Source organism: Pectobacterium punjabense, from assembly GCF_012427845.1.
Lineage (GTDB): Bacteria > Pseudomonadota > Gammaproteobacteria > Enterobacterales > Enterobacteriaceae > Pectobacterium > Pectobacterium punjabense.
Map to the genome: position 1 here is coordinate 1,049,612 of NZ_CP038498.1, position 9,752 is coordinate 1,059,363.

Below are 9,752 nucleotides of genomic sequence, written 5' to 3' on the forward strand. Positions count from 1 at the left end.
CAATATTTGATCGCTGAGTTATGGCTTAAATTAGCCAATGCTCCAGCTCTCATTGTGTTATGGGGGGCTGTGTCCCTCATTTTGATTGTCCTCCTGCCATTTTTTTGCAAACGAAAAAGCGCGAGACAACGTCGCCATCAGCGTTACTTGATACAGGCCGTTAGAATATTGGCATTACTCCCTAAAATGAGTGGAGGAAACAAGCAACTTTCTTACCTCAGAAAGATTAACCCTTATGTTTTTGAAGAGTTGATACTGCTGGCCTTTGAGCATCAGGGATTCAAGGTGGTTCGTAACGCCTCATATAGTGGCGATGGTGGTTTGGATGGGCAGGTTTTTATCGCAGGCCGACGCTGGTTAATCCAGGCGAAGCGCTATAGCAGGGCTATTGAACCAGCACACGTTGAAGCTTTTTCAGAATTGCTGATTCAACATCAATGTGGTGGCTTATTTATTCATACCGGGCGTACTGGAACTAAAAGTAGGCAACGAGAGAATTCAGAGAGAAATAATAACTTTCCTATTTATATTATAAGCGGTCAGCGGTTGCTGCTCTTATTAACAGGTAAGGTTGGTTGGTCAAAACTAATTGAGGTGGTATGTGAAGATTAATTATAAATATACTTATCGATATTCATTTCGGAACGTGATTTCCTTTCTGATTGAACTTTTTATGTTCCTTTTTAAGGTGGTTATATATTGGCCATCTTTTATTATTGGTATGTCTATTGTGCTGTTTTTTCTTTTTGGGGCTGTCGATGGAGTTATTTTCCGTAATGGCGCTGAATATCATGTGTTTAATATATTATCGGATATTGCACAGGCGTATCAGTCAGCTCCTCCAGGAGAGGTCATGGTGGAGGTTTGCTCTTATCCTCATTTTGGCATTGATTTCCCCGGAGGTTCTGCCTCGGAGAATGTGTGTGTTTTAACAGGTGAAACCAGGACGTTGTCTAATATTGCTGTTCAGGTTATTCGATTCGCAAACAGTGTTTATTTCGTTCTTGTGGGGCTATCGGGGTGCGGTGAAGCATTTATTCGCTATGGGCGAATTGTGTGTGATCAGGGAGCATACAGGGCGAGCCGAAATTATGCTCAGGATGCGGGGAGGATGGCGGATGAGTGACCGTTATGTGATGGAGTCGTTGCTACGCCCCGCGGTCGAGCTCTATACAGCGACAACGGCGTGGAGTGCGACTTATATCTGCCTGACAGCTCCCTGGGCTGTTGCTCTTGCTCCATCCGTTAGCTGGGTTACTGCAGCAGGGTTTGGCGTGCTGGCATTGAAGCGCACGAGGCAAGGGTTACGGATCCTTCGTTACCGCCGCAATATCCGGCGACTTCCTCGGTATGTGATGAGCAGCAAACAGATCCCCGTGAGTAACCGCTACCTGTTTCTCGGGAGGGGATTTCAGTGGACGCAGAAACATACTCAGCGGCTCCTGGAAGCTCGTCGGCCAGAGACAGAGTGTTATGTTCAGCCATCCGTCATTTATCGTATGGCGCGTGACCTGGAGAAAAAACTTGAGTACAGCCTGCCATACCTCTGCCGGCTTACTCAATCCGACACCGTCTTTAATCCCGTCAGACCGTTACCTCCCGTGGGGGGGAGTCCCATCTATCACGGTGTTGAACCTGATGAATCCGATATTGGTTATGATCTGGGGGAGCGTGTAGGGCACTCGTTAGTCATGGGAACAACACGTGTTGGTAAAACACGCCTGGCCGAATTATTGATCACACAGGATATCCGACGTGGCGATGTCACCATCGTATTTGACCCCAAAGGAGATGCTGACCTGCTGAAACGGATGTGGGCGGAAGCGCGGAGAGCTGGAAGGGAAAGTGAGTTTCATGTTTTCCATCTTGGTTGGCCAGATATCAGTGCGCGTTATAACGCGATTGGACGTTTTAGCCGTATCTCTGAAGTGGCTTCGCGTGTTGCCGGACAGCTTTCAAGTGAAGGTAATTCTGCCGCTTTTAAGGAATTCGCCTGGCGATTCGTCAATATCATTACACGAGCGCTGGTTGCCCTGGGCCAGCGGCCTGATTACAGCCTGATACTTCGTTATGTCACCAATATCGGTGACCTTTACGAAATTTATGTCGAAAATCTGTTAAGCACTCAAGCTCCACAACTGTGGGTCACGGTGGAGAACTTAATCAGCTCAGGCATGCTTAATGAGCGGGATCTTCCCCGAAATATGCAGGGACAAGCGAACGCGATGAAAGTGTGGGCCATTGAGACCGTTCTTGGCAGTGATGAAGGTAAAAAAATATGGGATCCGGTTTTGGATGGTCTGAGGTCAGCCGTACGTTATGATCGGACTTATTTTGATAAAATAGTGGCGTCGCTATTGCCCTTACTGGAAAAACTGACGACGGGAAAAACAGCAGCGTTGCTGGCACCTGATTACACCGATATGGATGATCCTCGCCCCATCTTTGACTGGCAGGAAGTCATTAGAAAAAGAGGGATTGTGTATGTCGGGCTCGATGCGCTGTCGGATGCGGAGGTCGCATCAGCGGTAGGCAATAGCATGTTTGCTGACCTTGTATCTGTGGCAGGTTACATCTACAAGTTTGGTATCGGCGGAGAAACCCCACAGAAAAAAATACCCATAAACCTCCACTGTGATGAGTTTAACGAACTGATGGGTGAGGAGTTTATTCCGCTTATTAACAAAGGCGGCGGCGCTGGGATTCAGGTCACTGCCTATACACAGACCTTGTCGGATATTGAAGCCAGGATTGGCAGTAGTGCCAAGGCCAACCAGGTGATTGGTAACTTCAACTCGTTAATCATGCTACGGGTTAGAGAAAATAGTACAGCGGAGTTGCTGACCAGCCAGCTTCCTGAAGTGGATGTCTATACCAAGACGCTGGTTTCCGGTGTAACGGATATTACTAATCCTGACCAAGGTTCTGACTTTACCAGTAACGTTCAGGATCGCGTCAGTAATGTCAGGATGCCAATGATTACGCCCGCTGACATTATCAATCTGCCAAAAGGGCAGGCGTTTGCATTGCTTGAGGGGGGGCGGCTATGGAAAATCCGCATGCCATTACCTGATAGCGCAAATGACCCGTTCATGCCGGAAAGTATCAGCCGCATTGCCGAGTACATGCAGCAGAATTACCGCACCGGTGAAACCTGGTGGACGGGGAGTACATTACCTTCTGACAGCTTTGCGGGGTCTGCCTTTGGGCTAGAGGATGAGGTGGCATAATGGCCGAGCAGACGTCGTCGTCTCCACAACGTCAGGAGCCACCCAAAAAGCCGGGTCTGTTTCAAACGCTATTATGGGTTTGGCCATTGAAAGTGATTGGCATTCTGCTGGTTTCTTTGCTGGTCAGTTTGCTCATTGAATATATCGGCATGCTGTTTTTTTGGACAAATGAAGGCGCAGAACACAGTCGGCAGGTGATGTTGACGGAAAGTGGTTATCTGGCTGAAGGGTTTACCCAAAGCTTATTGATGTCTGAACCGGTTATCCTCATCGGCGGCATGGTTCACCAATCCTATCAGTGGCTGTTTGTGGACAGCGGTTTTATCAGTTGGCTTCATCAGGCAAAACAGATGAAGCCGAAGGATGGGGCGGCGCAAATGTTTAATTGGGTTGGGAGCTGGCTGGCGTTGGCGTTGTGGGAGTACTTACAGGCGACGGTTTATGTCACGGTCATTTTTGCGATACGGGTTGGCATTCTGGTGCTATCGATACCGCTTTTTATCATGGTTGCTGTGACTGGGATCGTTGATGGTCTGGTTCGTCGGGATTTACGGCGCTACGGTGCTGGGTATGAATCCAGTTTTATCTATCATCATGCGAAGCGGTTTGTGAAGCCTGCGGTGTACGGGCCATGTATGCTGTATTTGTCCTGGCCAACTGCTGTGTGGCCTAATCTGTTGCTCTTACCCGCAGCGGTGTTGTTGGGTATTGTGCTGTCGATCGTTACTGGTGCTTTTAAAAAATACCTTTAATGTTTAAGTTAAGGGTAATGGAAGCGTGAAAGCAGCATGAGGGCATTGATGATGTTTCATTTATTAGTAAAGTATAGTGGTTGGAACCAGCATTCTGATTCAGTTGATTTATCAAGATCGATTGCACCTAGTTATACGGATAAATCAATTGCAGCTATTTATCGACCAAATGGCGATTTTTCGGTTAAAGATATCATTCGTATACCGGCTATTTTTATGCCAGAGATTGATGGGAGTGGTGAGCCATTTGCTAGGGTTGGGCAGATCACTAATGTGATAAAAAAAACTCGAAGTGCTATAATTAACTATGTTTATGATTCGAATATCCCTCCAATACATCTAGATAATATAGAGGAGATAGCTTCTTCCCTTGGTGTCGTTGGATTTCAACTGAGACATTCTCACTGGGCAGTTCATGATGCAGACTTGTTTGAAGTTTTGTTTAAGAGCAATCAGCACAGCTTGCCAAGCCCGAAGGTATTCAGTATCGATGGGTTAAATAAAATATCACGAAAGCAAATCTCGGTAATGATGCCTTTTTCTAATAGTTTTGATGCTGTTTATTCCTCAATAAAGGAAATGGCCTCAGAAATGGGTATGGCTTGTAATAGAGCTGATGATATTTGGCAAGAGCATTCAATTATTCAAGATATTGTTTCCTTAATTTGTATGTCATCTGTGGTAATTTGCGATCTCTCAGATAAGAATCCAAATGTATTTTATGAGGCAGGGATCGCTCATGCTCTGGGAAAAGAGGTTATTCTATTGGCGCGGCACATTGGCGATGTGCCTTTTGATTTGAGGCACTTACGTATTATCACTTATTTAAATAATGGCGAAGGAATTGCAAATATGATTCGCCAGCTACGCCCAAGAGTTACCATGCTGATGGGCGATACTTTGTGATTGAAGCTTCTGGTTAATTCATTATCTTTATGAAACGAAAGGATTTTTTATGGTATAATGTAACCATTAATGAAGTGAGTGATGTTCATTAATGGCCCAATATGGATTCGGGTCAATCAAGAATCCGTCATGTCTAAAAGGATTTTAACATGACCAATTATAATGTAACAACGCCAGATATTATCTGGCTTAAAATTGAGCAAATTGAATTGATTCTATCGACTGTTGATCAGAACGATCTTCAGCTAAAAGCACGACTTGAAGCTGAATTGGAGTATTGGTCTAATCAGTTATTCGGTTCTTGGTAATAAACTTTAAGCTCAGGGGGGATATTTTCCCCCTTTCTTTTTTCTTCTTTTGTCCCTTAATTTTCACCATCCCATAAACAGTTTCCTGCTGTGCTTATCCCCCTGTTACGTCAGTCTTTCTCCTCGCCGTTATGCGCTACAGGAGAAGAGAGATGTACCGATTGATTGGGCTGAGTGTACTGCTGGCTTCGGTTTGCGTAGTTCAGGCCCATGCTTCCGAAAAAGACGAGCTTGCTCTGGCTATGCGTCAACTTGACCAGGTTCAGGCTGGATTAGATCGTGCCCGAGTAGTTGCCAATCAGAATGGTCAGGATGCGCGCTTTTATTTTGATTACAGTAGTGCTTCCCGAGACATATCCGCTATGCGGAAGGGTATTGAGCAATATCTTGAGCCCTCTCGCGCTCAACCTTCGGTACCGCTTTCTGTCAGTGGGCAATACCGCCAGGAGAGAGGGCAATGAATGCTGCACAGAAGGCCGCCTGGAGCGCAGCATCGGGTAATACAGACCCCTCAGTACTCAATCTGCTTATCCTTGGTCTTCTCTTCTCCATTTTATTTCTGTGGGCAACCTGGGCATTGGTCATGGCCTACAAGGGGTGGACCACGAAATCCATCGGTGCTGAATCTATAGGAACATTTACGGTTCGGCTCATTCTGCTTCTGGTTATCTCTATTTTTCTCTTCGCTAGCTGATTTTCACTCTGAACAAAAAAGGTTAACTCATGAAAATAGTCTCAATAATGCGTCGTACCACAGAACGTCTGACAATGTTAGTTGTTCTCGGAGGACTCCATTCAGGTCAGGTGCTGGCCGATTTGCCGCCTATTGAAGCGCCATCAAGTGGAGGTGGTGGCGGTTTATTCGGCACTCTGAAAGGCTATATCAAAGATGGGGTGGCTCTTGGAGGGCTTGTTATTGCTGCGATCGCATTCATTGTTGTTGCTCTGGCTGCGATATCTTCGTTTCATGATGTGAGATCTGGTAAGGAGAAATGGTCAACATTTGGGGCGTTTGTCATTGTTGGGGTGATACTGCTTGTTGCTGTTATCTGGTTAGCCACTAAGGCGCTGGACATTCTGTAAGGAGCGGGAGCATGGCCGTGATTGAGTTTCTCCCCGATCGTCTGAATGTTGCCCCAGTGGTTTATCGTGGATTCACCACAGGAGAGTTAGGACTGGCTGCGGGCCTAGGGGTTGCATTGGGAATACCGCTGGCATTTCCACTGGCATTTGTCCCTTTTATTGGTTGGATCGCTTTTCCCACTTGTATGCTGATAACGCCGTTGTTCGTGGTGTTTCTTGGCGGTAAATGGATCAGTTCGTTTAAACGAGGGAAACCCGAAAACTATCTTTGGCGTCGCCTGGACGAGCTTAAAGCGACATGGGGCATGAGCCACGGCCTGATCCTGACTTCTCGCGCATGGGAGTTGAAACGTACTTGCTCCGTTTTTCAAAGGAGTAGGTCATGAGCCGCTTTCGTAACGCTGTCAGTGCTCGCGATAATCATATTTTTACCTTGCGAGCTATCGTTGTTGGCCTGTTTTTGTCGCTGATTTTCACTGCTTCAGGCTGGATGATGGCACCAAGTAAATTGACGATCCACAATCCTCCAGACCTGCGTTCTGGTAGCACGCGCGAGTGGTGGCGGGTTCCTCCCTCAACGGTATACAGTTTTGCCTTCTATATTTTTCAGCAACTCAATGCCTGGCCAAAAAACGGTGAAGTAGATTATCCCGCGAAAATCGCGCAGCTAAGTCCTTATCTGACACCCGTATGCCAGGACTTCCTGAACAAAGATGCGCGGTTTCGCACTGACAATAGCGAGCTGCGTGACCGCGTTCGTGTTGTATATGAGATCCCTAAACGCGGTTATAGCAGTAAAAGCGTCGATGTTTTGTCTGATGATGAATGGGTTGCCCGCCTGGATTTGGTTGCTGACGAGTATTACCACACCGAACCTGTAAAACGGGCAATGGTGCGTTATCCATTGCGGGTTATCCGTTGGGAAGGTGATCCTGAACGTAACCAATTTGGGTTGGCTCTCGATTGCTATGCCAGCACGCCTCAACGACTGGAAGCGATGCCGGTTATTGCTCCTGAGAAAAAATCGGGGGTATTCCAGTGAAGCTGAAAGCCTTATTGGTGATATGTGCATCTCTCTTGTCATTACCTGCCAGCGCACTGGAACTCATGAAATGGGAACGTATCCCACTCCAAATTCCTCTGAATGTAGGGCAAGAACGTATTGTTTTTGTCGACAAAAACGTACGCGTTGGATTCCCTCCGTCACTGAGTGGAAAACTGAGGGTCCAGAGTAGCGGCGGATCGGTTTACCTCAGTGCCAGTGAGCCTTTTCCTTCCACACGCCTGCAACTGCAGGATGTTGAGAATGGTGAGGTGATCCTCCTGGATATTAGCGCCGTGGAAGGGAAGAGCGTTCGTGAACCTGTGCAGGTCGTTTATACCGGAGAGGTCTCTTCTGTCTCCACCAATGATAATGCAAAGGTTAGCGGCAGCAGTAACAAAGCAGGTCATTCGTCTTCTTCCCGTGAGCCAGCAGATAAGGCTGAGCGGCATTCTCCCGTTTCTTCTGCCCCCGTTCCTGTCTTGTTGACGCGCTATGCAGCACAAAGCTTGTATGCGCCATTGCGCACCGTTGAACCCGTTCCTGGGATTGGGACCGTATCTCTTAAGCTATCGAGCCCGATAACAACATTATTTCCTTCTGAGCCGGTCGTGGCTGTGCCATTGGCGGGATGGCGACTGAACAATTTTAGTGTTATCGCATTGCAAATACGCAATACCTCATCCGGTAAGGTGATCTTGGATCCTCGCAGGCTACAGGGGAAATTTGTCAGCGCGACGTTTCAGCACCGTTGGCTGGGGAATGCCGGAACGCCGGAGGATACGACCGTCGCCTATCTGGTCATTGATGGTCAACCGGAAAGCGCATTTCTGCCAGAACCTGTGCTACCTGCCAAACCGGTTAAATCAACATCCAGGGGCGTGACAAAATGAAAATGCAGTCAAATATGCTCGTTAAACTGGCAGTACCGCTAACGTTGCTGGTGACGGTTTTTATTGGTTTGAAGGCATGTTCTCCCGACAAGGCACAGCAACAGCCAGATACTGCGGCAAAAAATGATGCCACCCTGAACGATGTCACCCCTGAGCAGTTAAGAGCGCTGGGGATTGAAGGGGACACGCCTCAGGATACGCTACGTACGTTGATTGGTCGTCTGAATACGGTCACAACCAAGCAAGATCGATTGGATGCAGAAAATAAGACGCTGGCTGAGGAAAACAAGCGTCTGAAACAAACCAATCAAAACGTTGATGAACGTATTGGTCAGGCGATTGCGAATGCAAAAACGGAAGAGAGTAGTGAGAAAAGCCAACTGAAATCTCAGGTGCAATCGTTAAGCTCTACTGTCAGCGATCTCGTGCAACAACTTAAAGAGGTCGGAACGCCTGGCTCGACGTCGTCAGCGCCTTCTGGCAATCATGTCGGGCCGGGGAGTGATATCCCGATAGGGTTGGGGTTGGATGGCGATTTTACCGGACAGGTTACACCATCTGGTTCATCCGGTACTGATGGGTTGCGCTGGGTTGAACCAATAGATGCTGTTGCGGTAGATGCCAGTGGTAAACCTGTGACAGAGGGAAGCAGTAACAGAGCGGCGGGTTTTACCTTTGCTACTTCTTTTCTGGAAGAAAATCCGGTCACCCGGCAGCAAGCCGAACTGGCCAGACAAGCAGGGAATGGCCAAACGTTAAGTGGGAATAATGCCTCTGAGGGTCCTGTCGAGCCTGTCTATACCTTGCCCGAAAATTCAACGTTGATTGGCAGTCGTGCCATGACAGCCCTGTTGGGGCGAGTGCCTGTCGATGGGAAAGTGACAGATCCGTATCCATTCAAAATTCTCATTGGCAAAGACAATCTGACTGCAAACGGGATCGATCTGCCTGATGTCCAGGGGGCGATTGTGTCCGGGACAGCGACAGGGGACTGGACGTTGTCATGTGTCCGCGGTTCGGTATCCAGTATCACGTTCGTCTTTAGCGACGGAACGGTGCGTACGTTACCGCGGCCATCTGGTCAGACAGAAGGTAACAATAGCCAGAACAGTAATAACGGGGGAAGTATTGGCTGGATTTCGGATGAAAACGGTATTCCGTGTCTTTCCGGTGAACGTAAATCTAACGCATCGACCTATCTACCTACGCTATTTGCTCTATCGGCAAGTTCTGCGGCGGGTGAGGCATTGGCACAGAATCAAAATACCACACAAGGGAACGGGTTTGGCGGTGTGACGTCTTCACTGACCGGTGATGCCGGACAGGCCGTAATGGGGAAGGCGATTTCAGGCGGGATGCAGGAAACCGTTGACTGGGTTAAGGCGCGTTATGGCCAGACGTTTGATGCTGTTTATGTCCCCCCGGGCATGAAAGTCGCGGTTCATATTACCCGTCAGCTGGCGATCGACTATGAAGAGAAAGGGCGGAAAGTGAAATATGACTTCAATCTTGGCCAATCTGGCACTGGGATGGATTAA

General features: G+C 47.9%; 13 protein-coding genes. All 13 read left to right on the forward strand.

All coding sequences use genetic code 11. From position 1 onward, the window contains the following. The first annotated feature begins 9 nt into the window (after positions 1-9). The 13 genes from E2566_RS04705 to E2566_RS04765 all read left to right on the forward strand — a co-directional run bounded on the left by E2566_RS04705 (position 10) and on the right by E2566_RS04765 (position 9,752). Positions 10-612 (forward strand): restriction endonuclease, encoded by a 603-nt coding sequence (locus E2566_RS04705; RefSeq protein WP_373367259.1) that lies wholly within the window; start codon positions 10-12, stop codon positions 610-612. Then, positions 602-1,126: a hypothetical protein gene (locus E2566_RS04710; protein ID WP_107168154.1), complete on the forward strand. Its 525-nt coding sequence runs from the start codon at positions 602-604 to the stop codon at positions 1,124-1,126. Before E2566_RS04705 ends, E2566_RS04710 begins: the two co-directional genes overlap by 11 nt. Then, positions 1,119-3,230, forward strand: a complete 2,112-nt coding sequence (gene traD, locus E2566_RS04715; RefSeq protein ID WP_107168153.1) for a type IV conjugative transfer system coupling protein TraD — start codon at positions 1,119-1,121, stop codon at positions 3,228-3,230. Before E2566_RS04710 ends, traD begins: the two co-directional genes overlap by 8 nt. Beyond that, a complete protein-coding gene (locus E2566_RS04720) occupies positions 3,230-3,982 on the forward strand; it encodes a TIGR03747 family integrating conjugative element membrane protein (RefSeq protein WP_107168152.1) in 753 nt (250 codons plus the stop codon). The genes traD and E2566_RS04720 overlap by 1 nt, the downstream gene beginning before the upstream one ends. A 48-nt stretch (positions 3,983-4,030) precedes the next feature. Beyond that, on the forward strand, positions 4,031-4,888 hold the full coding sequence (locus E2566_RS04725; protein ID WP_107168151.1) for a hypothetical protein: 858 nt from the start codon (positions 4,031-4,033) through the stop codon (positions 4,886-4,888). A gap of 149 nt (positions 4,889-5,037) precedes the next feature. Beyond that, positions 5,038-5,196: a hypothetical protein gene (locus E2566_RS04730; RefSeq protein ID WP_165800626.1), complete on the forward strand. Its 159-nt coding sequence runs from the start codon at positions 5,038-5,040 to the stop codon at positions 5,194-5,196. A 152-nt stretch (positions 5,197-5,348) separates the two neighbouring features. Then, positions 5,349-5,657 carry an integrative conjugative element protein, RAQPRD family gene (locus E2566_RS04735; protein WP_107168150.1) on the forward strand — a complete coding sequence of 103 codons (309 nt, stop codon included), beginning with the start codon at positions 5,349-5,351 and terminating at the stop codon, positions 5,655-5,657. Continuing rightward, the gene (locus E2566_RS04740; RefSeq protein WP_014701050.1) at positions 5,654-5,890 is read left to right on the forward strand and encodes a TIGR03758 family integrating conjugative element protein; all 237 of its coding nucleotides are present in this window, start codon (positions 5,654-5,656) and stop codon (positions 5,888-5,890) included. Before E2566_RS04735 ends, E2566_RS04740 begins: the two co-directional genes overlap by 4 nt. A 74-nt stretch (positions 5,891-5,964) precedes the next feature. Beyond that, entirely contained in the window at positions 5,965-6,279 is a 315-nt protein-coding gene (locus E2566_RS04745) for a TIGR03745 family integrating conjugative element membrane protein (RefSeq protein WP_232487012.1), read from the forward strand. Between the two features lie 11 nt (positions 6,280-6,290). Further along, entirely contained in the window at positions 6,291-6,665 is a 375-nt protein-coding gene (locus tag E2566_RS04750) for a TIGR03750 family conjugal transfer protein (RefSeq protein WP_107168148.1), read from the forward strand. After that, a complete protein-coding gene (locus tag E2566_RS04755) occupies positions 6,662-7,321 on the forward strand; it encodes a PFL_4703 family integrating conjugative element protein (protein ID WP_107168147.1) in 660 nt (219 codons plus the stop codon). Before E2566_RS04750 ends, E2566_RS04755 begins: the two co-directional genes overlap by 4 nt. Then, on the forward strand, positions 7,318-8,214 hold the full coding sequence (locus E2566_RS04760; RefSeq protein WP_107168146.1) for a TIGR03749 family integrating conjugative element protein: 897 nt from the start codon (positions 7,318-7,320) through the stop codon (positions 8,212-8,214). The genes E2566_RS04755 and E2566_RS04760 overlap by 4 nt, the downstream gene beginning before the upstream one ends. Further along, positions 8,211-9,752 carry a TIGR03752 family integrating conjugative element protein gene (locus tag E2566_RS04765; protein ID WP_107168145.1) on the forward strand — a complete coding sequence of 514 codons (1,542 nt, stop codon included), beginning with the start codon at positions 8,211-8,213 and terminating at the stop codon, positions 9,750-9,752. The genes E2566_RS04760 and E2566_RS04765 overlap by 4 nt, the downstream gene beginning before the upstream one ends.